The organism is Oenococcus kitaharae, assembly GCF_025758695.1.
GTDB classification, from domain to species: domain Bacteria; phylum Bacillota; class Bacilli; order Lactobacillales; family Lactobacillaceae; genus Oenococcus; species Oenococcus kitaharae_A.
In genome coordinates this window covers 1-25,953 of sequence record NZ_JANJQP010000004.1, presented here as the reverse complement: position 1 = coordinate 25,953, position 25,953 = coordinate 1, and the positions used below count along the sequence as shown (strand labels likewise).

Sequence of the window (25,953 nt, the reverse complement as noted above, 5' to 3'; positions counted from 1 at the left end):
AATCACTGCCTCCCTTTAGGCATTGCCTGACGCAGGCGATAATCCTCATCAAAGGTCGCTCGGAAAATATCATCTGAGTTAACTGGTAACTCTTCAATATATTTGGCTTTGCTTCGCTTGATGCGCGCTGCCATTTTACTGTCGTAATCTTTAAACAGCACAACATATAAGTGGCCGCGTTTTTCCAGAATATGACCGCATTCAATGACAACTTTAGGCAGAGCGCCTTCAATGACCATCTGCATTTTGGCAACATTTGCCGTCTCTAATTCTTCACCGGGCAAATAATCCTTTTCGATTCGACCCTCTTTAATCAAGATAATCCGATCAGCAATCGTATCAAGTTCTCTTAAATTATGCGAAGCCAGCATAATGCCTGTCTGATTATCTGAAACGGCCGAAATCAGCATTTGCGTGACTTGATCACGTACAATTAAATCCAGCCCGTCCAGGGGTTCATCTAAAAAAATATACCTTGCTTTGCTTGTGATGGCAGCAATCACCAAAATAAGGCCACGCTGTCCCTTTGATAAACTCGACATCTTTTTATGCAAAGGCAGGTTATTCGTCCTAACCAGGCTTTCAAACCATTCAACATCTAATTTGGGATAACTTACTTTAAAGATTCTGGCCAGTTGCGCAGCAGAATAAGCGTTGGTGAAATTATCAGGGGCATCAAGATAGAAGATTTGTGTTCGTGCATTTTCTGCATCATCGCTAGAAACTCCGCCTGAATCTGACAGATATTCTCCTGATAATAAGCGAAAAAGAGTTGTTTTACCAACTCCATTTCGGCCAACCAATCCGACAATCTGACCGGTCTGCATTGAGAAAGTGACATGGTCAATGACCAACTTGTTTTCCAGCTTTTTTGTCAAATTTTCAATTTTTAGCATTTTTTCCTCCAAACAAATCATCAACAAATTGTTCTATCTGCTTACGCGTTACGCCATTTTTTAATAATTGGTCAACAGAAGAAGACAATTCTGAAAATAGTTGGTTCTGATTCAGATTCTTGACATTTTGCGTGTTGCCCGTAACAAAAGTGCCTTTGCCAGTTAGTGTCTTAATCACTTCCTGCCGCTCTAATTCCTTATACGCCTTTGCGACCGTATTTGGATTGATTCTCTCCTGCAAGGCCATTTCACGAACTGAAGGAAGCTGATCATTGGCTGATAAAATATCTGTCGCAACCTCATTTTTAATTCGATCGACTAACTGCAGGTATATTGGCTTTTTACCGCTTATTGCCATATAGCCACCTCAAAAAATCACAGATTACGTCTATTGAAAACAATACCAGCAATAGCAAGAAAAATACCGGTCCAAACAAGTGATGCAATAATAATTTCTGGTTGGCTTAAGTGTGATAGCAGCGTTAGTGCTTTTGAGTCGCTGAAGGCTTGACCAGCAATATAGGTATTGACATTAAATGGGTTCCATTTGATCAAAGGCAGCTGCTTATAAAACAAATTCATTAATAGAGCACTGATAATTTGTCCTGCCAACCAGATAATAAAAGCTGAAGCAATTGCGATCGCATTCGATTTTAAGAAACTAGAAATCATCAAAGTAATCGAACCAATCAAAAAGATATAAAGCAGATTCGTAACAAAATTTTGCCAGAGAAAGGTAAATTCACTTGGTTTGCCGTTAGCTGCAAAATAATAACCTTTGTTTCCTAAACTAATTGCTTGGCCAAAATGCGTGCCGCCAAATTCAACCAGCCAGCTCAATAAGTAAGATGCAGTTGCAATAAAAAACCAGAAACAATAATCAAAAATTAGTTTTATTACTTTTGCAGAAAAGATCAAACGCCGGGAATTGCCACGTGATGCGATCACTTTGATTGTGTCGAACTGAAATTCTTCAGCCAAAATTGATCCGAAAGAGACCAGCATAAAAATGAAAATAAACGAGTCATAGTATCCATGATGCATGACGAAATCTGCTTCTGCATGCGCGTGATCTCTGATCAGATATGCAATACCGCCCACAAAAGGAATTACCAAAGTTATGAGGCTGAACACTAAATAATTAAGTCTATGAAATGATTTAAAAAACTCCTGTCGAATTGCTTGCATTATTTGTCTCCCCCTTTGATCAAGTCAATAAAGGAATCTTCCAAATGCTGTTTTTCTTCACTGACACTCTTAATTTCAATTTTGTTCATGACTAATTGCTGAAGCATTTTATTCAAATCGTGCTGGTCATCCGTATAAACACCCATCTGTTTACCTTCGTGATCGGTTTGAAAACCTAAGGATTCTAAAATACCCGCGGCTTTTTGGTCATCACCTGTCTTGATTAAAATACGAGTACCATGGCCGCTTTTAGCAGCCTGGCTAGCAAAAAATTCGTCTTTTGTGCCATTAAAAAGAATATGGCCATGATTAACGACGACCAAATCGTCAGCTACAAGCTCCAATTCGCTTAAAATATGCGAACTGATGAGCACCGACACACCATTATCTGCTAAACCGCGCAGCAATTGCCTCATCGAATGAACCGATTCAGGATCCAACCCATTCATAGGCTCATCTAAAATAACCAGTTCGGGATGATCAAGCATCGCAATTGCAACACCCAAACGCTGTTTCATGCCCAATGAATATTTTTTTGCTTTACGATTGGCAAAATCAGTAATCATAGTCTGTTCCATGATCTTCCCCAAATCTTCAGCCGAAGTGTGTCCTGCATATAATTTCAAATTATTATAACCGGACATATATGGATAAATTCCTGGCGTTTCAATCAAAGAGCCCACTTTTTTCAATGGTGTCGTGTGTGTCTTTGAAACCTTTTGACCGTCTATCTCAATTTCTCCTTGATAGGAAGTAAGTCCGGCGATCGATTTCATGATCGTTGTTTTCCCAGCACCATTAGGGCCGATTAAACCAACAATGCGGCCTGGCTTGATATCAAAAGAGACCTGAAAAAGAACCTGGCGTTGACCAAACGACTTGTTTATATCCTTAACCGTTAACAATTTTGCCGTGTTTTCGAGCATTTTGCCTCCCAAAATGTGATATGTACTATGTTACATAGTACAGTTGCCAAAATCAAGTCATAAATTTAAACATCCCCTCATCAAGGCCAATAAAAAACTGCGCAATCAAACGTAGTTTTTAAGTGCTAATCAGTTAGTCACTAATTATGACGTGCTCCCACAAGTTGGGCGCGGTTATTAAAGTATTTGCGATAAGTCATGAAAGTAGCCATCAAACAACTAATACCTGTGGACCCAAGCAGCATGAATGTCACCATGATCTGATATTTAATTGCCGATACTGGCGAAACACCAGCAAAGATCAAACCGGACATCATGCCAGGCAAACTAACGATACCTAATGTTTTAGCTGTATCAATTTGCGGCTGCATGCCAAGCCGTAATGCGTTTCTATAAATTTCATAGCTTGCATCTCTAATCGATGCGCCTAATGCCAGACGTTCCACCACTTGTTCGTGCAGGTCATTATATTGCTGGTGCATATTGCGATAGACCAGCCCCAAGGCAGCCAGCGTATTATTAGCCAGCATGCCGGAAATCGGTACCACCTGCATTGCCTTAAATTCAATAGCACCGCTGGTTACCAAAATTGTCATCGTAATTGAAACCGACACAATCAAGGAAACAAAACTAATCGAAAAAGCCGACCATCGGGACAGGTCGCTAGCTCTTTTACCAGCATTATAAGCGGCATTAAAAATAATAACCAGATACATAGCTAAAGTTAAAAACCACTCTTTAGCATCGAAAATATACTGTAAAACAAAGCCGACGACCACCAACTGAACTACGGCACGCAAGACCGCAATTGCTGTTTCTTTGACAATCCCTAATTTCTGTTTATAGGAAATCAGTAATGAAACCACCACCAAACTGGCCACCAAAGCCAGTGTCGTATTAGAAATATTCAAATTATTCATGAGCGGTCTCCTGCTGAATCCTGCCTTTATCAACGATATAAATTTTCTTTGCTTCGCTGAGATCTTCAGCTTCGTGCGTCACTTCGATCAGGGTCAGTCCTCTGTGATTGTTATCTTCGATTACTTGGCGGACAATTTTTTTGGTTAATTCGTCCAAGCCGGTTGTCACTTCATCCAGCAATAATACCTGTGGTGGAAAAACAAAATTTCTGGCCAAGGCGACGCGCTGCCGCTGGCCGCCCGAGATATCTAAAACAGATTTGTACAAAAAATCTTCGGGTAAATCAAAAGCTGTCAATAAAGATTTCTCATGTTTTTCATCAATCGCCTTTTTTCTAATCAAGTAAGGAAAGTCTAGATTATCCTTGACAGTTTTGCCGAATAACTGCGCCGACTGAACCGCATAGCTCACTTGCCGACGATAATTAATCGGATCGAGTTCTTGAATATTTTTTTCTTGAAAAAAAATGATTCCAGAGTCTGGATTAATCAGATTGGCAATCAGCTTTAAAATCGTCGATTTTCCAGACCCGGACGGACCGGTAAGTGTGATCCACTGCCCTTTTTCCACCGATAAATCAATCGCATTTAAAACTGGTTTTCCGGCCAATGAAAGTGATACCTGTTTTAAGTTAATTTCTGTCATCCGGAACATTCTACCAGTCGTCGAGTCAGACAAAAAGTACCCTTAAAAAGTATTTTTTTCACGATTTCGCGAGCATCATTCGCATTTTTTCATATTTTGTTAAGAAAGCTGACATTTCAATCATTTCAGCATTTTTTCATGTTACCGTAACGTGTAAGATGTTTAAATTTTTGACTAGATCATTCAGCTTTTTACTTATTTTTACGATGTTCGTTCCCTCTGTATTCTCTGCTGCGGACGCCAAGAAAACGACATATAATATTACGACGGATGTCACCTACCCACCTTTTGAATTTCAAAAAGAAAACGGGCAGTATACCGGGATTGATGTCGAAATCATCCGTACTATCGCAAAACGCGAGGGATTTGCCATGAATTTGAAGCCCATTTCCTTTAACTCCGGCGCACAAATGGTACTTTCCGGACAGATGGACGCTATTATCGCCGGCATGAGCATCACGCCAGAAAGACAGAAAGTCTACGATTTCAGCCGCCCTTATTATCGGACAGGTGTTGTGTGGGCTGTTTCTAGCAAATCGAAAATTAAAAATTTGTCTCAGCTACGCGGTCAAACAGTTGCATTGAAAACAGGTACCGCTTCAGCTGATTACGCCAAAAGTATTCAAAAGAAATACGGTTTTAAAGTTAGTTATTTTAATGATTCCAACACGATGTATAACGATGTGGTTGTCGGTAATTCGGCAGCTACTTTTGAAGACTTGCCGGTTATGCAGTATGCGATCAAAAATGGGCTTGAATTAAGAATTCCCAGCAGCAAAGTAGCCAATGCCGGCTGGTATGGATTTGCTGTTAAAAAAGGTAAAAATCGTGCTTTATTGCGTGCTTTCAATAAGGGCCTAGTCGCGATCCAAAAAGATGGTACCTATGACCGTATCGTGAAGAAATATCTTGGCCAAAGTCAAAAGCATTATTCCGGCAACTCGGCTAGTGATGCCAAGTCTTCCGGTATTTGGTCCTTACTAGTATCTAATTGGCCCGGTTTTCTCAGTGGCATTATTAAAACGATTCAGTTAACAGTTGTCGGTATTATTCTGGCTTCAATTTGGGGAGTCCTGCTCGGCGTCTGTGGTGTCGCAGAACTAAAAATTTTACGTGCGTTTTCAAAAACTGTGATTTATATTTTCCGCGGGTTGCCGTTACTCGTACTGGCTTTCTTTATCTACATCGGTCTTCCGCATGTGCTGGATATTAAGATCCCAGCATTTATTGCAGGTATTATCACACTGACATTAAATGAGGGCGCCTATACCGGGGCTTTTGTCCGAGGCGGTTTTGAGGCAGTCGACAAGGGGCAAATGGAAGCCGCGCGTTCTAACGGTTTAACATACTGGCAGTCGATGTATCATATTGTAATGCCGCAAGGTATTCGAATTATGGTGCCGAGTTTTGTTAACCAATTTATTATTACTTTGAAGGATACCTCAATTCTGCAGGCAATCGGCATTGTCGAACTGACTCAGACCGGTAACTTGATCGTTGCCAGAACGCAGCAAGGCTTTCAAATTTGGGCGATTGTTGCCTTAATGTACCTAGTTATGATTACGCTGCTTACTTGGCTATCTAACTGGGTACAATCTAAAGTTAAAGCATAATTCCTATGAAAAAAATTCTTGTATTAGCTACAGGTGGGACTATTGTTTCTACTGCACATAAAAATGGCTTGGCTCCTGGTATGACAATCAACCAGTTGTCAGCTTTTTTTGATTCAGCCGAAGGGCCAATTGACTTCATACCGCTTATGGATAAAGACTCGACCAATATGCAGCCCGAAGATTGGATTAAAATGTCCCAGACGATTAGGTCACATCCTGACTTTGATGCATATTTAATCACCCACGGCACTGATACAATGGCTTACACAGCTGCCGGCTTATCATATTTACTCAGTGATTTTGAAAAGCCCGTTATTATCACCGGATCGCAAATTCCTCTAACCTTTGAACACACGGATGCCAAGAAAAACATCAATGATGCCTTACTCGCAGCACGCACGATTGACTTCCCAGGCGTTTATGCTGTCTTCGATGGCCGTGTCATTGCTGGCACCCGTGCGGTTAAAGTAAAATCAAAGTCTTTTGACGCTTTCGATTCAATTAACTTCCCTTTGATTGCCCAGATCGAAAATCAGCAATTCAAAATTCTTTATCGGCCTAGTTTTAATCCTGGTCCTATCACAAGTAGGACCGGTCTCAATACGAACATCTATGTCATCAGAGCATTTCCAGGCTTATCGGTTAAATTTTTCGATTTTATCGAGCAAGAAAAAGCCGGTCTTGTTATTGAAAGCTTAGGAAACGGCGGCTTACCCAGCGTGGGGCGGAATTTAGTCGCAGGCGTTGAAAAACTTTCTCAAGCCGGCTTACCGGTAATTATTACCACTCAAATTATGAATGAAGGGCAAGATATCGACCTTTATGAGGTTGGTCAAAGAGTTGAACAAGCTGGTGGCATCACGGCTGGTGACATGAATACAGAAGCCATCGTCGCCAAACTCATGTGGGTCATGGCACGAACTCAAGACTTATCTCAGATCAAAAAGATCATGCAAACGCCCATTGCCCACGATTTAGATCAGCTATAGAAAAAATGAGCACTTTTCGTGCTCATTTATAGTTAACGAGGGCTATATTGACTAACATCAATTACCTGATCAGCTTGTCCAGCCACAAAGCTATCATGCGTGGCCACAATCACAATTTTATCCATATCTGTTAAACAGCAAAGACTACGCATAACAATCTGTGTGTTTGAAAAATCAAGTGCGCTAGTTGGTTCACTAGCTAAAACAATTGTTGATTTTTTAAATGAAGATTTGCGAACGTAAGCTGTGGCACTTTGCCGCACGATGGTGTAAAAACCTTACACTTCAAATAGGACTCATCTAATTAGAAATGATCTAATCCAAAACAGAGACCAAACCCTGTTAAGGAAGTGCCAATAGCTATTGCATAAGTCTTACACGAGGAATTTGTTGCATCTGTTTCTGAAATTATTTCTTAGATTTTATCGTTGAATAGAGATCACCCAAAAAAGTATTTTCCTTTTACTCCTGTTTACATCGAAATACAAAAAAATGTCAACAATCAGGTTTATAATAAAAGTAATATTTTATCCATTTTCGCTATAAACTGTTTAGAGGGGCGCTCTCAACAGACAGACGCTTTTTTCGAAGATCCTTGATTGATTTTCCAATTGAATGATTACAATTGGGATCAGCATTTATACTCTCCTTCTAGTAAAACAAATATTATGTCAACATTTTTGGTTGGCGTCTCTTAGTGTTAAAACTTAGATACGCAAAATATGCACAATTTATATTGGCAGTGTTACGGTCAAAGAAGCGCAGATAACTTCTCGAATACAAAAAAATCAAGAAATCTTTTCAGCTAAGAAAATACTTTCTTGATTCTGGAAATTTAAATCGTGATCTAACAAATATTAAATCGATTATGATAAAAATTGGTCCAGGTCGCCAATAACCCGCACAATTTGCTTGTCCCAAAATTCCCATCGGTGTGTTTCCTGGTCAACAGGAATAAAATCACTTTGAAATTTCTTTTCGGTTAGCAGCTGATGGAAAGTTGCATTTTGCTGAAAGAAAGCGTCAGCCGTTCCGCAGGATTGCCAAATATGGGGCTTTTTTTTATCAACGGGCCATTGTTTGACAATTGAAATCAAGTCACTCGTAGATCCTTTTAAATCTGTTTTGCTGCCAAATAAATTTGCGTACCAATCATCACGTTTGGGCTCTTGATTCCATCGATCAAGCAAATCAGTGACTGCTGACAATGCATATCCACGACTGAATTTCTTCGGTTCGTTTAGCACTAACTTTAAAGCACCATATCCGCCCATTGAGAGTCCGGCAACGAAACGGTGCTCAACATCTTTTTTTAAAGGAAACCATTCCGAGGCTTTTTGCAATAATTCATCAGAAACATAATCAAAATATTTCTCACCAGATCGTAGGTTGGCATAATAACTCAAATCAACTCGCGGCATAATTACGGCTAACTGTCTGTTTAATAAATAACGCGATAAAGACGTGTTGTCCATCCAAGAATTCTCATCATCACCCATACCATGCAGCAAAAGCAATGTTGATAAAGTTGATTGGATGTGGTCAGGCAAAATAATATTAACAGTGCTTTTCATACCGAGTGAATCGCTAAAAAAAGATATCTTAAAAATTGCCAAAAGTAATCCTTCCCTTTCACATATCAGATAGAACCAATCCAACTTAATTTTGACTAATAATTGAAGCTTTTTTAACTAATCTTGTTTTAATGATTTTATTTTCAACCTTTCCATCTTGTATCATCGACACGATTGTCTCAGCAGCGCTTTCACCCCACTGCCTCTTTGAATAATCAACTGTTGAAAGTTGAGGATTTAAAAATTGACCAATCTGATCGTTATCAAAACCGATAATTCGTAAATCACGACCCGGTCGAATCCCGAATTTAGCAAGTCCTTCATACAGTCCGATAGCCATTTCATCATTTAAACAAAAAACACCAAGTTTTTTTAAATCCTGCTTAGCAATATATTTTGCCGTTTCAATCCCGCCATCAATCGTAAAATTACTGCTTAAAACCGTTACTGGATTATTCGAAAATTTTTGAATTTCAGCTAAAGAAGCCTGCAGACGTTGCTGAGAATCATACGAATTGCTAGGTCCGGTAACAATCAAATAGTTTTCAACGCCTGAATTGTGTAAAGCATCAATAGCTTGTCCAGCCCCCTGTGCGTTGTCCACCACTACATGACTAATCGAAGGAACTGAGAGGCCTCCCCACATCAATACAATTTTATAGCCTTGTTCGGCATATTTAACGATATCTGCATCTGGAAAATTAGGATCAATTATAATGGCGCCGTCAACAAGCCGCTGAGGAATGAACAAGCGTGCCTGACTACCGCCCGGGCAGACAATCGTTTCAAAACCAAATTTTTTTAACGTACTAGAAATACCATCAATAACGTGACTATAAAAATAACCACTAAAATCATGAACATAAACACCAATGATATCGGTTTTTTGCCTCTTTAAAGTCTTTCCAGCCAGGTTTGGCGTGTAATTTAATTCGTTAGCGATTTCTATAATTCGATCTCTTGTTTTTTTTGAAACTTTATCGCTGCCGTTAAGTGCATAGGAAACCGTCGAGATAGAAACGTTTGCTCTTTTTGCAATATCTTTAATACCAGACATTCAACCCTCTTAACTTTATTTTTCAGACTGAACACTGAAACCTTGAAGAATGTACTTCTGAAAAATAAGAAATATGATAATTATCGGTATCACCATAAACGAAGACCCGGCCATTTGAATGCCATAGTCAGATGTATGCTGTCCCTGCAACAATTGTAAGCCAACTGATAAGGTATAGTATTTTTGATTATTGGCAATGATCAATGGCCAGAGAAAGGAATTCCATCCACCAATAAAAGTTAAGATGCCTTGAACCGCAATTACCGGTCGTGACATTGGCACAACCAAATGCCAAAAGATATACCATTCGCCAGCACCTTCAATTCGCGCAGACTCGATCACTGAATTTGGGATATTGAACATAAATTGGCGAAATAGGAAGATCGAAAAAGCACCCACCAATCCCGGTAACAAAATGCCAAGAAGTGTATTTGTTAGTTTGACTTGGTTGAGAATCAAGTAAACCGGAATCATTGTGACCTGTCCCGGAATCATCATCGTAGCCATAACAGCCAAAAACAAGATTCGTTTTCCAAAAAAATTAAACTTAGCAAAACCATATCCTGCAATGGCATTCAACATTAATCCAAAAAAAGATGAGGCCGTGATAATTAAGGTATTTTTGAGATAAACACCAAAATTGCCACTAATAAATAGGTTTTCATAGTTCTGAAAAGTCCATCTTTTCGGCAAAAAGCTTTGGGTCATCTGTGATATTTCAGCATTCGTTTTAAAGGACGACAGAAACATCCACAGAAAGGGCAGTACCGTGACCAAACCCCAAACAAGCAAGATAGCGCTAATAATTGTTTTATTCCTTTTATCAATAAAATTACGGCTATTGCTCATGGTTAAGACACTCCTTGTTGTTTCTTTTGAATCCTAAATTGAATCGAAGTTGCAGCAATAATCGCAACAAACATGACGAATGAAGCCGCTGCGGCGTAACCAAAATTAGAATTCTGGAAACCATTTTGATAAACGAATAGAGCAACGGAGTTCGTGCTATTCAAAGGGCCACCTTGTGTCATAACAAATGGTTCGTCAAAGAACTGGAACCAACCAATCAACGTCGTGACAAGAACAAAGAAAATTGAAAAACTGAGTGAGGGCAAAGTAATGTGTTTTGTTTGTTCCCATCTGTTCGCTCCATCTAACTCGGCTGCCTCATACAGGGACTTCGGAATTCCCTGCAGAGCGGCCAAAAAGATCAGCATATTTAAACCAATTCCTTTCCAAAGAGCCAAAATGACCAAAGAAATTTTAGCTGTCACCGGATCATTTAACCACTGTAGACCAGGGATACCAATCTTACTGAGCAGTTCGTTGATTAGCCCGTTGTTTGGATTATACATATAGGTCCAAACAACTGCCACTGCAACCGTGTTGGTTATGGATGGCGTATAAAAAATTAATCTCATTAATTTGAAAAATTTATTTTGGCCATAATTAATCATCAACGCTGCGCCAAGAGATAAAACCACCACCAATGGCACACCAATCACAACATAATAAATTGTGTTGGAAACAGATTGAAGAAAGGTCATATCACTGAATAGGTTGATAAAATTGGATAATCCAATAAATTTAATTGAAGACCAATCCCCTAAACCTGTAATATTTAGATTTGTGAAGCTGATAAAAAGAGCTATCAAAATAGGAATTAATGAGAAAAACAAAAGTAAAACAATAGCCGGGCCAACAAATGTATATGGGGTAAGCTTTGACTTTAGCGATTTACGCATTTAAGATATCTCCTTTAATTATAGGAATATTAATTAAAAAGTAATTATTTAATATTCCTATAAAGAACATAATTATTTGTTAATTAATTTATTCGTTTGTTCCGTGAAGCTGGTCATGGTTTTTTGAACACTCGAATTCTTTAGAGCGATTTCTTGCCAAGCCTGCAAATAGTTCGTGCCGATTTCATCCCATTGCTTAATCAAAGGCATTGGTTCAGAATTGTTTAGTTGATTACGAAATACTTGAATTTTTGAGTCACTGAGAGATTTATCAGTCCAAGCAGACTTCAAAGTAGGCATTGAATCGCTATTCTTGTAATAAGCAAGTTGACTACTTTTAGTGGACAAGAACTTCATCAACTTAATCGAAGCAGCCTTTTTCTTTGTATAGTTGAACACTGCGATGTCTCCGCCACCAGTATTGGATGTATTACCATCTTTCCCTGCAGGCAACTGAGCAACTCCCCACTGATTGTTTTTTAGGCCACTATCAGTTTTAATCGAATTCATCATCCAAGGGCCGGAGATAAACATCGGTACCTTACCATTTCCACCGAATGATTGACCAATTGTTAACTTAAGATCCTGTTTTGGAGCGGCACCATTCCTAATAAACTTGTGCAAATAACTGATTGCATTAACCATCGGCTTTTTATCAAATTGAGCTTTTCCATTTTTAATCAAGGCAGCACCATTTTGGCGGGCAAACATAAATCCAAAAGTAGGTTCGGAAGCGTCAACGTTGAACCCGTACATACCAGAACCACGTTTTGACAATTTTAGTGCGGCCTTATACAGTTGCGACCATGTTTTCGGTGCCTGATCATAGCCAACTTCTTTTAATAAATCTTTTCGATAATAGAGAACCCTGGTTTCAACATACCAAGGCAGGGCATAATATTTGCCGCTATATTTAGTCGTATTATCAGATCCTTCAAAAAAGTTGCTAGGACTAATTTTGTTATCTTTCTTCACATATTTGGAAATATTCATAACTGTTTTTGAGCTAACCATATTCGGCATTTCAGTCGTCCCAACAACCAAAACATCAGGACCGGATTTCGATGCCGCTGCCGTTAACAGCTTGTCATTATATTGGCTCCATGGAATACTTTGAATCGTGACCTTGATACCGGTTTTTTTCGTAAAAGCCTCGATAATTGGTTTTATGTCCTTATCGCCATCACCTCCGTACCAAAAATTGATCGTTTCCGATTTGGCAGAAGCGGTGTGATTGGCAACTGGCAAGACAAATAAACTAGATCCAGCAATAACCGATGCCCCCAACATTACTATTGTTTTTTTAAAAATCATTTCTAACCTCCCAAGTAAATCGTAAGAATTTTTTTCGAAACGTTTCTAAATGAATATATTACACCAATTGTAAACGCTTTCAATACTAAAAATACAATTTTTAATTTTTCCTAACGACTAAGTTTGACTAGCAATTGATCCATCGCTGTTGAAAACAAATTTCAAATAGTTACCTTTAAATTCATATCGCAGAACCAATGGCTCTTTCTGAAATATTCCCAAAGGTAAGACCGCTTTAACGGATATACTATCCATATTTGCATTGATACCAATAACTTTGGATAGAAGCTGATTAATATAGATACCAGGACCGCTACTATACAGACGCCAACCACCTTTGACGTCGATGCTGCCCTTGTGAACCTCTGCGAATCGTTTCTCAGCCTCGTATCTGTTATTAAAATTAGCATCTGAACTACTGAAATAAACGTTTGCTTGTCGAATATTTGAATTAGCAACTAATTTATTCAAATTGATTGGATTAATTATTTGCAGAGCATGCCAAGCCTCCGGGTCACCAATCGTAGCAAGCGCTTCTGCATATCTGATATGAGCATGCGTGTACATTAGGCCGATTTCGCGACCAAAATTTGCAGATTGTTCAGCACGCTTAAAAACACGACTAATACCGCCATGATAATATGCTGGTCTGTTCATTAGACGGACACCATCCGGGAATAGCAAATTACCTTTGATAGTTTGGAGTGCCTTCTGAGATTGTTTTTCGTTGAATACGCCACTAATAAGACCGCGCGTTAACGGAATCAATCGATATTCGATTCCTGTAATGTTGTCATTCGGATGAATAATATATTCAGTATGATGATCGGGATAAAGCCTAATAAAGCCGGGTAAGTCGCCATCCTGCATGAAGTATTTTTTGAAATCAGTTAACATACGTGAACTAAGTTCTGATAAGTCGGCGGCCAGGTCAATTCCCTGAAAAGCCCTAGCAGCTGTATTTAAAACCTGTATCGTTAACTCCTCGGTCCACGTACTGGCCATGATCTTTTTTTGTTTGGCATCAGCTGGTTGCAAGGTGTCATCCCAATCGCCATCCCCATAGGCAGAAACGTTTGTGTCATATAAAAAGTTATTTTTGATATACGAGATTTGTTTTTTTATATGATCCAAAAGTGTCTCTTTTTGTGGGCTTTGGGCCTTATCATGCAAACTCATATATGGCAAGATTTTATTAAGAACTTCTTTGTCGCCGGAAAGGCGAATGTAATCGGCCACAACTTTTAAGGGCCAAACAATGACATCTCCGTGGCTTTCATCAGCAAATTGATCAGCATACTCATCAAACATAAACCATTGCGGCCAATTACCATTTTCAATGAATTGATGGCTGTATAATATTTCAATTATCTGTTTAACTTGATCATAATTTTGGGTGGCTAGGAAGAATTCAGTCGGTCCTTGTGAAACATCGCGAGTACCCCAAGCCGCACCACCATACTGTTCCAGCCCGTGTGGAGACAATAGATGAACCAAGGCATCATGGGCAAACCATCGAACAATTAGATTAGTTCTTTCAAGCTGATCACGATAACGACTATCACCACCCGATAGGTTAAAACCACGAATCAACTTTTCAATCACTTGTTGGTGTCGAATTCTAGACTCACTAGACGTATATTGCAATTGTGGAAAATCGGCTTGTTCCGAAACGGTTAAATTAATCGTCAGCTGACTGACATCCTTATAGCTTATCGCTAACAGTTTCGGTAGAAAATTTTCTGGAGTCGTAGCCAATAAGGCGCTTTCGTTACCAGTTGAAAAATATTCAGCATCGTTATCATGATAGTCCATCAAAAAACGGAGTTTTTCATTTCTCTTAAACATGAGCGAAGCATGGTTTGGGTAGAAAATAATTGAGCCTTGGTCCTGTTTCATATCCGGGAGACCATCGTTCTTTTCTGAACCCATGATTATCTGGTCAGTAATAATCAAGTCATATTTTTTATTTTCGGTCGAAGAAAGTTTAAAAGTAATATAAGGTTGTTCAGCAAAAGCATCAACACTAATTTTTATTAAGTCATCAGTCAACTTATAGTACCAATCAGCAGCGTTATAGGTCATCGCAAAAGCTGAAGGTATTCCTAACAAGTAATAACGATCGTTTTGGCGAAGATAGACATGCATACCCTGCATTTTCAAAACATTCAGCGGATTTCTTAAATTAGCTGAAAACGTATTCATGTTAGTATTGCCAAAAACGGTTTGTGAAGCGAAAACCCCCATCATAAATTGTGTCGTTGCTAATACTCGTGTAGCCGGTTTCGAACTTGAACTAGCCATAATGATATTGCCACTAGCTCTTTCTTGTATTCTTTCTTTGGCCTTCAAAACAACGTGAGCACCATCTTTAAGGAAGAACGATAAAAGTTTATCGTCTTTATACTCTTCCTGAATACGATTTGGAAATAAATTTTCAATATCCTGCTGCGAGAAGTCCGAGCTATTTAATGGTAAGTCACTGATAGATTTCTTTTTTGAAACTAAGGGCTGTACTTCGAAATTTTCAGCATTAGCAACTCTTTTTAGAGAATCAAATTCATTGTATAACTCATTTTCCGAAAAGACAGTTCTATCATTTTCCGAAATATCATTTTCTTTGAAAGCCGCATAAAAGACAAGTTGTGTTGGCTTTTTTGTCAAATTCAGCGGCATACTTTGAAGACTGATAAGCGCAAATTCATATTGATAATTGTAATTTGGTAATTGCGTCCTAGTTAGGGATTCCGGGATTCCGGTTGTCTTATAGGATTTGCCAAAAAATTGAAAGCCATCCGTAGCATATGCACTGAGTTGGTTAAACGATCCTTGCTGAAGATAAGGAAGTTTGCCATTTTGGCTTTGATTCTGGCGAGAAGATATGGTAATTTTACCGGCCTTTTCTTCAATATGGTGATCAATATATTGAGATGCATAAGCCTCATTGGAGCTAACAAAAGATGGCAAACCAAGACCTAAATCTTGCGTATAAAAAATTTCAGCCTGCTTTGCTTTATCCGAATTCGAACTCAAATCAATATTCCAAAACCATTTTTCTGTACCTAAATACAACGTCACGGTATACGAAATGCCATGAAAGTTGCCTATCCATTTAGCAGCATTTTTGGTTAAGGAAAACCGGCTTGGAGCATCAGGCCCAATTAATTTGGTGTAATTATACGTGTCGGCTTCTCTACTTCTCAAATATAGATTAGAAAGGCTGCCATCTATCAAATTTCCGTTGACTTGATTGATCATTATACCATTGGCAATCACTTTTTCGATTGCTCCGTTTTGTAGCAAATCTATTTGTAAATGGTCATTTTTTAGTGAATACATATATCTATCAGCTCCTAGTTTTTAAGTAAAAATGATGTTTCAAGCTCTGTTTGGCTAGAAAATCCGACCAAAAGTTTAAAGCTTCCTGCATCCGACACCCGCGTAAAATCCGCATGCACATAAGATAAATCTTGTTTGGAAACTGTAAAGGTAACAGTCTCTTCGGCACCAGCACCCAGTTGAACTCTTTGAAAATGCTTTAACTCTTTAACCGGCCTAACAACCTCACCGACTAAATCGTGGATATACCACTGCACTGTGGCGGTTCCGGAAATCTTACTATTATTTTTCACTGTGACCGATGCCGTAATTGATTCATCAGCGGTAAATTCTTTTTTTGAAAGCCGCAAATCTTTTAAAGTATAATTGGAATAACTTAACCCGAAGCCAAAAGGGTACAAAGGATCATTACTGGAATCAATATATTTAGATAAATATATATTATTCCGATCTTCCAATGTTCCGGTTAAGGGTCGACCGGTATTATAGTGATTATAGTAAATTGGTATTTGACCAACTGATTTCGGAAAAGTCATAGAAAGTCTACCGGCGGGATTAGTTTTTCCAGAAACGATATCAGCAATTGCCAACGCACCAGCAGTTCCAGGAAACCAGGGCAAAAGAATTGCGTCGGACAAACGGTCAACTTCAGTTAAATCCAAAGGACGGCCCGTAATGACAATCGTAATAATTGGCTTGTGTAGCTTTGATAATTTTCTTAATAAATCCAATTGTTCTTTAGGCAAAGAAATATCGGTCATGCTACTGGCTTCGCCACTTTGTGCTGCTGATAGACCAGCAACATATAAAATCACATCTTGTTTTTTCGCTGAAGAGATAGCCTGTTTATTGAGAGACAAATTATTTTCTGCTGATACCATATCATATCCAGTTTCAAATAAAATATTATCAAAATGATCTTCAAGGGCCGATTTGATTGTTTGTGTCGAAGCGGGATCACCTTTCCAAGACCAATTGCCTAGCAGATCTCCAGTATTTGCTTTAGATCCAATCAAAGCAATCGCCTTATTTGAGTCTAAAGGCAACGATTGATGCTGATTTTTTAAAAGAACCGTTGCCTCTTCGGCAGCTTTTTTGGCCAGTCCCAAATTTTCCTGTGACAACACAATCTGTCGTTCTTTTTCTGCATCGACACCCCGGTAAGGATTGTCAAACAAACCAAGTGCATCTTTAAGATTCAATACACGTGTTGCTGCTTCATCAATCAACTTTTTTACTTCTTCATTTTTGATTGCTAATTTTTCAAGAGATCCTAGAAACGCAAACGACATCATATCAATGTCAGTTCCAGCCTGAATCGCTTTTTCAGCGGCCTCTTCTGAATCGCTAGCCACACCATGACTAATCATTTCGTTAATCGCATTCCAATCAGAAATAAGAACACCGTTAAAACCCAGTTCTCTTCTGAGAATGTGCCTCATTAAATACTTATTTCCTGTGGCGGGAATACCAAATAAAATATTGAAAGAAGTCATCACGAGCAAAGCCTTGGATTCAATTGCTTTTTGATAAGCAGGCAGATACTGTTCTCGGAAACGCCATTCAGACATGTCTACCGTGTTATATTCTCTACCAGCTTCAGGCGCACCATAGGCAGCAAAATGTTTCACAGTAGCAGCAACATGTTTCTCATCGACCGGTAAGTTTCCTTGATAGCCGTCCACAAAAGATTCGGCAAACAAACTATTCAAATAAGGATCTTCGCCAGTTGACTCCATAACCCTTCCCCAACGAGGATCGTGTACTAAATCCACCATTGGTGAAAACGTCACATCAATTCCACTCGCAGAAGCTTCTGCTGCGGAGGCTTGAGCGACTCTTTTTACTAGCTCAGGATCCCAAGTTGAACCAAGTGCTAGTGGGATTGGAAAAATAGTCTTATAGCCATGAATGATATCGGCCATGAAGATCAAGGGTATATGTAGGCGATTATTTTTAAGGTATTCTCTTTGAATTTTCAAAACATTTTTTGCACCGGAAACACCCAATACGGAACCGATGTTATAAAGCTGTGTTTTAGAAACCTTATAGGTCGAAAGCGGTCCCGTAATGGGAGAACCGTCATCACCAAAAAAATCACCCGCGATTTGCTGCAACTGCCCAATTTTTTCTTGTAAGGTCATTTTTGATAATAATTGTTTGACATAATTACTCTGCATTGAAATATCTCCTTTTCTTTTTTCTGTAGAAACGTTTCACTAATTTTACTAATAAATAATAGCACATATTTTAAAGCGCTTACATAAAATTAAAGATATTCCGTAAAATTTTAAACAAACAAAAACCACGGACAATTAATCCGTGGTTTTCAATCATTTATTAAATGAACAGATTTACTTCAAAGGACTCCAGTTCCAATCAGTAAATTCTTCGATATCGCGACCTTCATTACGAGTAACTTCGAAATGTTTGTCGAGAATTTTGTTCATATCAGCGATAAAGTTATCAGCCTTTTCGCCATCAACAACGCCTTCATCTTTCAATGCTGAAACAGCATCGATTGCTTGGTGGAAACGATCCAATTCAGAATAAACACGCATGTCATAAGTTGTCGTGATATCACCATCTTCACGATAACCATGTGCATGAAGATTGTGGTGATTACGCTCATAGAAGATTGATTCGATCAAATCTTCAAAGCCATGGAAGCCAAAGACAACAGGCTTGCCAGCTGGGAAGAACTTATCGAATTCTTCATCAGACAATGAACGGTCATCGTTCAAAGGTCCAACTTTCTTTTGCAAACGTCCCAATTCAACAACGTTCACATAATGGAACTTAACATCAGGGAATGCCTGGTTGACAAGCCACAAAGCAGCAAGTGTCTCGATCGTTGGTTCAGTACCAGCTGAAGCAAAGGTAATATCAACATCACCCTTAGGAGCCGTGGATGCCCAATCAACAATGCCAAGACCATCGTTAACCAATTTTTCAGCTTCTTCAGTAGTGAACCACTGTTGACGAGGCTGCTTAGAAGCAACGATATGGTTGATCTTCTGACGGTCAACTAAGGCACGTGCAGCAACGGCCAACAATTCGTTACCATCAGCCGGTAGATACTGGCGGATGTAGTTTTGTTTCTTCTCGGCCAAGTTCGTCAACATACCAGGATCTTGGTGAGTATAACCGTTATGGTCTTGCTGGAAGACCGTAGAGGTAGAAATCAAATTCAATGATTGATACTTGTTGCGCCATGGCTCAGCATCAGCTTGACGGATCCACTTGAAGTATTCGTTGATCATAGAATCAACAACACGCAAGAAGGACTCATAAGAAGCAAACATGCCGACACGTCCGGTCAAAGTATAACCTTCCAACCAGCCTTCAGCTTGGTGCTCAGACAACTGAGAATCAATGATACGGCCTTCTGGGGCAAGCAAAGCGTCATTAGGGAACTTAATCTTGCTCATCCACTGACGAGGTGTCTTATCGAACAACTTCCACAAGCGGTTAGACATCGTCTCATCTGGTCCAAAGAAGCGGAAACGTGTCGGGTTCAACTTAGCTACGCCGGCCAAGAATCCAGACAGAGTAACCATGTCCATGTTCATGTTGCCATCTTTCATTTCATGCCCACGGTTTTCAGGAGTAACACCAGTCGTGTACTCTTTCCAATCAGGGAGTTTCAAGTCGGAATTATCAACACCGGCGTTTGCAAGCGGGTTAGCGGCCATACGACTCTTGCCTTTAGGTGCAATCGCAGCAATTTCAGCCTTCAAAGAACCGTCCTCATTAAATAATTCTTCAGGCTTGTAAGAATTCATCCACTCTTCAAACTGTGGTAATTCTTCCATATGCTCAGCTGAGAAGTTCAATGGAACTTGGTGAGCACGGAAACTATTTTCAATTGGGTTGCCGTCTTCATCAAATTTCGGACCGCCCCAGCCCTTTGGCAAACGAGCAATGATCACTGGCCATGCAGGGACAGTACCATCTTGATATTTATCATTTTCACGAGCATCTTTTTGAATCTGCTTAATATCTTCGATTGCTTTATCAAAAATTTTGGCAGCTTTTTCGTGATAAGCCATGTAATCATGAATATCATCGTTTTCAAGGAAACGTGGTGACCAGCCAAGTCCTTCGAAGAACTTGGTAATCTGTTCATCAGACATGCGGCTAAAGATAGTCGGGTTAGAAATCTTCCAACCGTTTAAATCAAGAACTGGCAGTACGGCACCGTCAGTCTTCGGGTTAACGAACTTCAAACCGTGCCAAGCAGTCATAGCTGGACCAGTCTCAGTCTCGCCATCGCCGACTGTAACGAAACCAATCTGATCAGGGTTATCAAGAATAGCGCCAATACCGTGAGAAAGTGAATAACCTAACTCACCACCTTCATGGAAAGAACCAGGTGTCTGAGCTGTCGCATGTGATCCAATTCCACCAGGGAATGAGAAGCGCTTGAATAACTTAGCCATACCTTTAAGATCCTGAGTAATCTCTGGATAGTCTTCCGTGTATGAACCATCAAGATATGAATTCGTAACCATAACTTGGCCACCATGACCAGGTCCTTCAACATAGAAGGAATTCAATCCATACTTGTTGATCAAACGGTTCTCATGAGCATACAAGAAAGTCTGTCCTGAGATAGTTCCCCAGTGACCAATTGGCTTAAATTTAACATCTTCTTCTTTTAAAGGAGTATGCGTAACACTAAAGAGTGGGTTGCTCTTTAGGAAAATCATTCCGCCAGACAAGTAGTTGGTTGCACGCCACCACTTATCGACGAGTTCTAGATATTCAGTTGAATCATAATCAACTGCAGGTGCATTAGCTGCCATGTATTAATATCTCCTAATCTTTTTTTCTAAAGCACGCTCTGGGCGCACCTTAACATGATCCATTATACAGCAAACTCAGCGCTGGTTAAGGCGTGGAAACGCCTTGTCTCTGCTGTTAACGCTTACAATTAAGAAAGAATTAAAATTTAATTATGAGTAAACATCCAAAGATTAAAAAAACACAAGTTGAGCAATTACTGGATAAAAATAAAATTGTTTATAAACCTATTCAGATAGATTTTTTAAATACTAGTAAAGAACAAATACCACAGATGCTGGTCCGGGCTGGCATTGACCGGCAATCATTAATTTACAAAACACTGGCTTCTAGCGGCGATAAAACCGGGCCGATCATTGCTGTTTTACCTATCACAGCTCATCTAGACGAGAAAAAACTGGCGGCCGCTTCGGGAAACAAGCGTACTGAAATGCTGCCATTAAAAGAACTGCAAAAGACAACCGGCTATGTTCATGGCGCAAATAATCCGGTCGGTATCTGGCACAATCATCACGGAAAGTTCCCAATTTATTTTGATAAACAGGCGTTAACCGATGGCAAAATTTATGTGTCAGCTGGTGAATTGGGCCGTAGTGACTTAATCGATGCCCAACAAGTAGCTGATTTAATTTCGGCCTCTTTTGCTGATCTGACAGCTGACTAGTGATTTTAGTCGCTGAAACAATCCTTGAATATTTCGCGATGCTATCGATCATGCTGCTGATTTTGCCCGGCCTTTTTTCTTGGTTGCTATCTTGTTTATCCAACCGGCTTGCCAGTGTGATCACAGGACGCTTGGGAACAAACTGTTATCTATTATTGGCTTCTTTGGGAATCATTGTTCACGAATTATCCCATCTGATCATGGCATTGCTTTTCGGTCATCATATCCAGCATTTTCGCTTGTTACAGCTGCCGAAAAACAACCAAGTAGGTTTTGTGCAACATTCCGCTAACCCTAGAAATCCTTGGCAGACATTCGGAAATTTGTTAATCGGTACAGCACCAATTTTCGGAAACGGCATCGTTATTTACTTTTTAACTCTTTATCTCCAGCCAAATTTATTCAATTTCACCCTTAATCTGGATTGGCAATTTTTTCTGTGGCTGCTGCTCACATTCTCGCTATTGCTGGGTGTCGGCTTATCCAGCGCTGATCTCCATAATGCTAGTCAAGGGCTTTGGATCGCGTTATTGCTGATTTTTCTAGCAGCACTGGCCATGAAAGTATTTAAAAATGTATCGATGAGTATACTCGTGGAATTACTCCAACAAGAAATGATTATCGGTGCCACTGCTTTTGTGCTTGTTTTTCTTTTCTATCTGCTTGTCAAAATGATCATTTCACTACTGCCATGATTCTGGTACAATGTAGACAATCTCAGCTGACAGTAGTGAATTGGCGGTCATTTAGAGAGTCGGTGCTAGTTGAAAACCGACCCAGAAAATTCACGAATTACACAGCAACTATCTTTTTGAGATCCGTCTCGATAATTAAGCTGGTGTTTGCAAAAACACAATCCGGGTGGTACCGCGGAGAAATTCGTCCCGATCATATCGAGGCGTTTTTTATTATCCGGAGGTTTTTATGGGCATTATCGAAGATCTAAAATGGCGTGGTTCCATTAATCAAACCACTGACGAAGCCGGCCTGACTGACTTGCTGAAAACAAAAAAAATCAGCTTGTATGTAGGTGTTGACCCAACCGCAAAATCGATCCATATTGGTAATTTAATCCCGCTGACAATTTTGAAAAGATTCCAAAATGCCGGCCATCGACCAGTGATTGTGATTGGCGGCGGCACAGGTATGATCGGCGACCCTTCAGGAAAAGCCACCGAAAGGCAACTGTTGCCCCCTGATGTTTTTGATGAAAACGTGAAGCGAATTACAAAACAGTTAACTCGTCTATTCGGTAAAGATGGTTTTGAGATTGTCAACAATTATGATTGGCTATCCAAACTCAACCTGATTTCATTTTTACGCGATTTCGGAAAATTGTTTCCGATCAATGTCATGCTGAAACGAGATGTTGTCGCTTCCCGCTTGGAAGTCGGCATCAGCTTTACAGAATTCACTTATCAAATTCTCCAGGCGATTGATTTTTATACTTTGTATAAAGAAAAAGACGTGCAGCTGCAGGTAGGCGGCAGCGACCAGTACGGCAACATTTCCAGTGGTGTCGAATTAATCCACAAAATGGTTGGTCCAGAGGCTAAAGCTTTTGGCTTGACCGTGCCACTGCTATTGAAATCCGATGGCACAAAGTTTGGTAAATCTGCCGGCGGCGCCATTTGGTTGGATCCAGATCTGCTGTCGCCTTATGAGTTTTATCAATTCTTCTACAATCAATCCGACACTGATGTTATCAAGCTATTAAAGATTTTCACTTTCTTAAATCCAGATGAAATTGATCAGTTAGCCAAACAAGTTGCTGAAGCACCAGAAGAACGCGCTGCACAAAAACGTTTGGCACAAGAAGTAACAGCCTTTGTCCATGGACCAGAAGCTGTTCAAGAAGCCGAAAAAATTTCACAGATTTTATTTACCGGTGAGGTACAGAATCTTACCGGTAAGCAGGTAGCAGCGGCGTTTTCCAGTGTGCCTTCTATAACAATCAATAGTGGCGAAATTCCTGTCTTGGACCTGCTGACGCAAGATAACCTCATTGAAAAGTCCAAACGTCAGGCACGTGAGGATTTGAAAAATGGTGCTATTTCAATCAATGGTCAAAAAATCACTGATGTCGATGCAGTTATCAATCCTGCAGACAAATTCGAAGGCCATTTTGTGGTTATTCGCCGTGGAAAGAAAAAATATTTTCTAGCCAAAGTACATTAGAATGAATATGTAATAAACGAACGCGTTCCATACGCATTCGTTTCTTCGGGCGTTTAGCTCAGCTGGGAGAGCGCTGCCTTCGCATGGCAGAGGTCACGGGTTCGAATCCCGTAATGTCCATACAAATATGCTCTATAGATGTACAAAGCCCATGACTAGGCATTTTTCAGGCTTAATGTTGTTCTGAGTATGCTCCTTGATTACGAAAGAAAGTAATCAAAAAAGTAATCAAATTTATTAAATAGAGAGGTCAGTAAATGACTTCACGGACATGATCATTTCTTAAGAGCAAGTAAAAAAGCAAGAAGTATTTTCTTGCTTTTTGTAATTGATGACAAATCCTTTAAATTTCTCGGAGTGTAAGGGATGGGACTAAACTATTTGTTTAACTCGTTATTTTAATTCAATCCAGCAGAGCTAATCAGCCCCCGTAATAGCGAACCTTTGATACTTTGTATATTGATTTTCTGAAAAACGTAGATTTCCTACTATAACTCCCAGAACCCTGTTTGCAATTTTGATTATACGACAAAAACAGTACAACTATTTAGGCATCAATTCTACTTATTAAATTCCTTGATTAACTAAAATGAATATTTTTCATCAAGATTTTATTATCGAAACCGAGATTGCTGAAGAAAGCTTTCGGGATAAAGCAATCCTACCTTTCTTTGTCGTAGGCGGCTTCCCTGAATTGAACGAGAACCATGGCACGTTCAACAATGAGATCGTAATTAGTTTTCAAATTCTTGGCTAAATCACCAGCAGCTAGTAAATTCATTTGTTACTTCTCCTTGTGGCTTCATGATAAGGCCAAGCTCCCCGTGGGGTCAGCACTTTCCTTTGTGTCTTTCAGCTTCGAAAGCAGACAAGACTTGTTTTTAGGCAAGCAGGCATTTTATAATAATGACGGGTGAGCAGATAAAATGCTTTTAATGGAATTGATGGGACTGCTACTGGCGTTAGTTGGGATTGGTTTCTATCTTTTTCTAATGGTGAAGGAAACAAAACGGCTTAATCAAGTAGTTGCCTTAGCGGTCGCCTTGGCCGGTATGGTGCTCATGCTGACTGCGGGACGAGTGCCTGGTTCCCAAGTCCTTTTTTCTAATTCCGCTTTTCAGCCATCAGAAAACCAGCACGTTGACCAGACAATTGGTCAGGAACGAAATTTGGCTGTTGATTTTACCAATTTGGATTTCAATCACAATAGGCAACACCAATCGCAGCTATACCAAGATGCTCAGTCGTTGAACATAAGCTACCAGAAATTAACCGGACATTACTTTTCAGCCGCTCAGTTGACAGACCTTTTTGCCATTACTCAGCTTTCCTCTAAAGCCGACAATTGGGCATGATACGTTATTTTATTGATCAAGAAGTTAACCAAAAGCTGGCTCATTTCCTTCACAGTTCCTCTAACAAACAACAGCAGGCCATTTCTGACATGATGACCAAACAAGTATTTGGTGATAATTGAAGTTAAGTATGCCGGTTAGAATGATCAAGCAGCTTTTGGCTCCTTGTTTTCAAAGCAAGGCACAGATACAATTCACTATTTCTTGTCCTAGCTGTTTTTCATCTATGATACTTATAGGAGTCTCAATTCTCCTGTTAATCTGGAACGGATTCTTTTAGTTGGTACGCAATAGGAGCTTGTGTTTGTTCATTATGATTACGATGGGCGTTTTTATTTAAATAATAGTTAAGGGCTCGTAATGTTCATCAAATAAAGTAAATTGTTGCTTTTGTCTCTTGAAAGTCTTGTACTTTTTAGTTAGGAACTGTTCAGTACTATTGAATACATTAATAGTTGACGAGAGCCGGTCTCTTGAATAGACCCCAAAAAATTTTTACAATTCCCACTAGATCAAACTGGTGGGAATTGTTTTATAATAAAGAACGTAAGGGAGTGCAAACCCTTACATTCCATAAATCTAAAATCTTTCTTAGTGTCCGTGGCTTAATTGCGATGGACACTTTTATTTCTCAAAATACCTATAGAACTTTCAATTTATTTTGAGAGTTTGGTTTCGCACATTGACGTTTAATTAACGAAAAATTAATGAGTGATTTAAAGGCCACTAGACAAGATATAATA

22 protein-coding genes and 1 tRNA gene are annotated in these 25,953 nt (G+C 39.5%); 8 read left to right on the top strand and 15 right to left on the bottom strand.

The window, feature by feature from the left end:
• Positions 1-2: 2 nt before the first annotated feature.
• The 6 genes from NRF22_RS08405 to NRF22_RS08380 form a co-directional block, all read right to left on the bottom strand.
• On the bottom strand, positions 3-896 hold the full coding sequence (locus tag NRF22_RS08405; RefSeq protein WP_263780074.1) for an ATP-binding cassette domain-containing protein: 894 nt from the start codon (positions 894-896) through the stop codon (positions 3-5).
• Complete coding sequence (locus NRF22_RS08400) at positions 883-1,254, bottom strand: GntR family transcriptional regulator (RefSeq protein ID WP_263780073.1); 372 nt, start codon at positions 1,252-1,254, stop codon at positions 883-885. Before NRF22_RS08400 ends, NRF22_RS08405 begins: the two co-directional genes overlap by 14 nt.
• Positions 1,255-1,271: 17 nt before the next feature.
• Entirely contained in the window at positions 1,272-2,030 is a 759-nt protein-coding gene (locus NRF22_RS08395) for an ABC transporter permease subunit (RefSeq protein ID WP_241778163.1), read from the bottom strand.
• Positions 2,031-2,083: 53 nt separating this feature from the next.
• Complete coding sequence (locus NRF22_RS08390; protein ID WP_263780072.1) at positions 2,084-3,010, bottom strand: ABC transporter ATP-binding protein; 927 nt, start codon at positions 3,008-3,010, stop codon at positions 2,084-2,086.
• A gap of 140 nt (positions 3,011-3,150) precedes the next feature.
• Positions 3,151-3,930: an ABC transporter permease gene (locus NRF22_RS08385; protein WP_263780071.1), complete on the bottom strand. Its 780-nt coding sequence runs from the start codon at positions 3,928-3,930 to the stop codon at positions 3,151-3,153.
• On the bottom strand, positions 3,923-4,576 hold the full coding sequence (locus tag NRF22_RS08380) for an ATP-binding cassette domain-containing protein (protein ID WP_263780070.1): 654 nt from the start codon (positions 4,574-4,576) through the stop codon (positions 3,923-3,925). The genes NRF22_RS08385 and NRF22_RS08380 overlap by 8 nt, the downstream gene beginning before the upstream one ends.
• Before the next feature lie 206 nt (positions 4,577-4,782).
• Between NRF22_RS08380 and NRF22_RS08375 the strand changes: the two genes are divergently transcribed.
• Both NRF22_RS08375 and NRF22_RS08370 read left to right on the top strand, forming a co-directional pair.
• On the top strand, positions 4,783-6,189 hold the full coding sequence (locus NRF22_RS08375) for an ABC transporter substrate-binding protein/permease (RefSeq protein WP_263780069.1): 1,407 nt from the start codon (positions 4,783-4,785) through the stop codon (positions 6,187-6,189).
• A gap of 5 nt (positions 6,190-6,194) precedes the next feature.
• The gene (locus NRF22_RS08370) at positions 6,195-7,178 is read left to right on the top strand and encodes an asparaginase (RefSeq protein ID WP_263780068.1); all 984 of its coding nucleotides are present in this window, start codon (positions 6,195-6,197) and stop codon (positions 7,176-7,178) included.
• Between the two features lie 32 nt (positions 7,179-7,210).
• On the opposite strand, the gene NRF22_RS08365 is transcribed toward NRF22_RS08370, so the two are convergent.
• The 9 genes from NRF22_RS08365 to NRF22_RS08325 all read right to left on the bottom strand — a co-directional run bounded on the left by NRF22_RS08365 (position 7,211) and on the right by NRF22_RS08325 (position 21,015).
• Positions 7,211-7,441, bottom strand: coding sequence for a hypothetical protein (locus tag NRF22_RS08365; protein WP_263780067.1), 231 nt, complete (start codon positions 7,439-7,441; stop codon positions 7,211-7,213).
• Between the two features lie 603 nt (positions 7,442-8,044).
• The gene (locus NRF22_RS08360) at positions 8,045-8,794 is read right to left on the bottom strand and encodes an alpha/beta hydrolase (RefSeq protein ID WP_263780066.1); all 750 of its coding nucleotides are present in this window, start codon (positions 8,792-8,794) and stop codon (positions 8,045-8,047) included.
• 43 nt (positions 8,795-8,837) lie between these two features.
• On the bottom strand, positions 8,838-9,809 hold the full coding sequence (locus NRF22_RS08355) for a LacI family DNA-binding transcriptional regulator (RefSeq protein ID WP_263780065.1): 972 nt from the start codon (positions 9,807-9,809) through the stop codon (positions 8,838-8,840).
• Between the two features lie 15 nt (positions 9,810-9,824).
• On the bottom strand, positions 9,825-10,658 hold the full coding sequence (locus NRF22_RS08350) for a carbohydrate ABC transporter permease (protein WP_263780064.1): 834 nt from the start codon (positions 10,656-10,658) through the stop codon (positions 9,825-9,827).
• A 2-nt stretch (positions 10,659-10,660) separates the two neighbouring features.
• Complete coding sequence (locus NRF22_RS08345) at positions 10,661-11,554, bottom strand: carbohydrate ABC transporter permease (protein WP_263780063.1); 894 nt, start codon at positions 11,552-11,554, stop codon at positions 10,661-10,663.
• Between the two features lie 72 nt (positions 11,555-11,626).
• Entirely contained in the window at positions 11,627-12,868 is a 1,242-nt protein-coding gene (locus NRF22_RS08340; RefSeq protein ID WP_263780062.1) for an extracellular solute-binding protein, read from the bottom strand.
• Between the two features lie 117 nt (positions 12,869-12,985).
• Complete coding sequence (locus tag NRF22_RS08335; RefSeq protein ID WP_263780061.1) at positions 12,986-16,207, bottom strand: GH36-type glycosyl hydrolase domain-containing protein; 3,222 nt, start codon at positions 16,205-16,207, stop codon at positions 12,986-12,988.
• Between the two features lie 14 nt (positions 16,208-16,221).
• Entirely contained in the window at positions 16,222-18,387 is a 2,166-nt protein-coding gene (locus NRF22_RS08330) for a glycoside hydrolase family 3 N-terminal domain-containing protein (protein ID WP_263780060.1), read from the bottom strand.
• A gap of 174 nt (positions 18,388-18,561) precedes the next feature.
• On the bottom strand, positions 18,562-21,015 hold the full coding sequence (locus tag NRF22_RS08325) for a phosphoketolase (RefSeq protein ID WP_263780059.1): 2,454 nt from the start codon (positions 21,013-21,015) through the stop codon (positions 18,562-18,564).
• 152 nt (positions 21,016-21,167) lie between these two features.
• Here NRF22_RS08325 and NRF22_RS08320 point away from each other — a divergent pair, with 152 nt between their 5' ends.
• The 6 genes from NRF22_RS08320 to NRF22_RS08295 all read left to right on the top strand — a co-directional run bounded on the left by NRF22_RS08320 (position 21,168) and on the right by NRF22_RS08295 (position 25,332).
• Positions 21,168-21,677: an aminoacyl-tRNA deacylase gene (locus NRF22_RS08320; RefSeq protein ID WP_007745108.1), complete on the top strand. Its 510-nt coding sequence runs from the start codon at positions 21,168-21,170 to the stop codon at positions 21,675-21,677.
• Positions 21,678-21,727: 50 nt separating this feature from the next.
• Entirely contained in the window at positions 21,728-22,372 is a 645-nt protein-coding gene (locus NRF22_RS08315) for a hypothetical protein (RefSeq protein WP_263780058.1), read from the top strand.
• A 229-nt stretch (positions 22,373-22,601) separates the two neighbouring features.
• On the top strand, positions 22,602-23,855 hold the full coding sequence (gene tyrS / locus NRF22_RS08310; RefSeq protein WP_263780057.1) for a tyrosine--tRNA ligase: 1,254 nt from the start codon (positions 22,602-22,604) through the stop codon (positions 23,853-23,855).
• A 47-nt stretch (positions 23,856-23,902) separates the two neighbouring features.
• Positions 23,903-23,975, top strand: a tRNA-Ala gene (locus NRF22_RS08305).
• 815 nt (positions 23,976-24,790) lie between these two features.
• Positions 24,791-25,210: a hypothetical protein gene (locus NRF22_RS08300; protein ID WP_263780056.1), complete on the top strand. Its 420-nt coding sequence runs from the start codon at positions 24,791-24,793 to the stop codon at positions 25,208-25,210.
• The gene (locus tag NRF22_RS08295; RefSeq protein WP_263780055.1) at positions 25,207-25,332 is read left to right on the top strand and encodes a hypothetical protein; all 126 of its coding nucleotides are present in this window, start codon (positions 25,207-25,209) and stop codon (positions 25,330-25,332) included. The genes NRF22_RS08300 and NRF22_RS08295 overlap by 4 nt, the downstream gene beginning before the upstream one ends.
• The last annotated feature ends 621 nt before the right edge of the window (positions 25,333-25,953 follow it).

Coding starts and splice junctions, on each gene's coding strand:
- NRF22_RS08330 (WP_263780060.1), bottom strand. CDS start 18,387: ATGCAGAGTAATTATGTCAAACAATTATTATCAAAAATGACCTTACAA.
- NRF22_RS08315 (WP_263780058.1), top strand. CDS start 21,728: ATGCTGCTGATTTTGCCCGGCCTTTTTTCTTGGTTGCTATCTTGTTTA.
- NRF22_RS08345 (WP_263780063.1), bottom strand. CDS start 11,554: ATGCGTAAATCGCTAAAGTCAAAGCTTACCCCATATACATTTGTTGGC.
- NRF22_RS08340 (WP_263780062.1), bottom strand. CDS start 12,868: ATGATTTTTAAAAAAACAATAGTAATGTTGGGGGCATCGGTTATTGCT.
- NRF22_RS08380 (WP_263780070.1), bottom strand. CDS start 4,576: ATGACAGAAATTAACTTAAAACAGGTATCACTTTCATTGGCCGGAAAA.
- NRF22_RS08350 (WP_263780064.1), bottom strand. CDS start 10,658: ATGAGCAATAGCCGTAATTTTATTGATAAAAGGAATAAAACAATTATT.
- NRF22_RS08400 (WP_263780073.1), bottom strand. CDS start 1,254: ATGGCAATAAGCGGTAAAAAGCCAATATACCTGCAGTTAGTCGATCGA.
- NRF22_RS08375 (WP_263780069.1), top strand. CDS start 4,783: ATGTTCGTTCCCTCTGTATTCTCTGCTGCGGACGCCAAGAAAACGACA.
- NRF22_RS08385 (WP_263780071.1), bottom strand. CDS start 3,930: ATGAATAATTTGAATATTTCTAATACGACACTGGCTTTGGTGGCCAGT.
- NRF22_RS08405 (WP_263780074.1), bottom strand. CDS start 896: ATGCTAAAAATTGAAAATTTGACAAAAAAGCTGGAAAACAAGTTGGTC.
- NRF22_RS08325 (WP_263780059.1), bottom strand. CDS start 21,015: ATGGCAGCTAATGCACCTGCAGTTGATTATGATTCAACTGAATATCTA.
- tyrS (WP_263780057.1), top strand. CDS start 22,602: ATGGGCATTATCGAAGATCTAAAATGGCGTGGTTCCATTAATCAAACC.
- NRF22_RS08355 (WP_263780065.1), bottom strand. CDS start 9,809: ATGTCTGGTATTAAAGATATTGCAAAAAGAGCAAACGTTTCTATCTCG.
- NRF22_RS08295 (WP_263780055.1), top strand. CDS start 25,207: ATGATACGTTATTTTATTGATCAAGAAGTTAACCAAAAGCTGGCTCAT.
- NRF22_RS08335 (WP_263780061.1), bottom strand. CDS start 16,207: ATGTATTCACTAAAAAATGACCATTTACAAATAGATTTGCTACAAAAC.
- NRF22_RS08300 (WP_263780056.1), top strand. CDS start 24,791: ATGGAATTGATGGGACTGCTACTGGCGTTAGTTGGGATTGGTTTCTAT.
- NRF22_RS08390 (WP_263780072.1), bottom strand. CDS start 3,010: ATGCTCGAAAACACGGCAAAATTGTTAACGGTTAAGGATATAAACAAG.
- NRF22_RS08320 (WP_007745108.1), top strand. CDS start 21,168: ATGAGTAAACATCCAAAGATTAAAAAAACACAAGTTGAGCAATTACTG.
- NRF22_RS08370 (WP_263780068.1), top strand. CDS start 6,195: ATGAAAAAAATTCTTGTATTAGCTACAGGTGGGACTATTGTTTCTACT.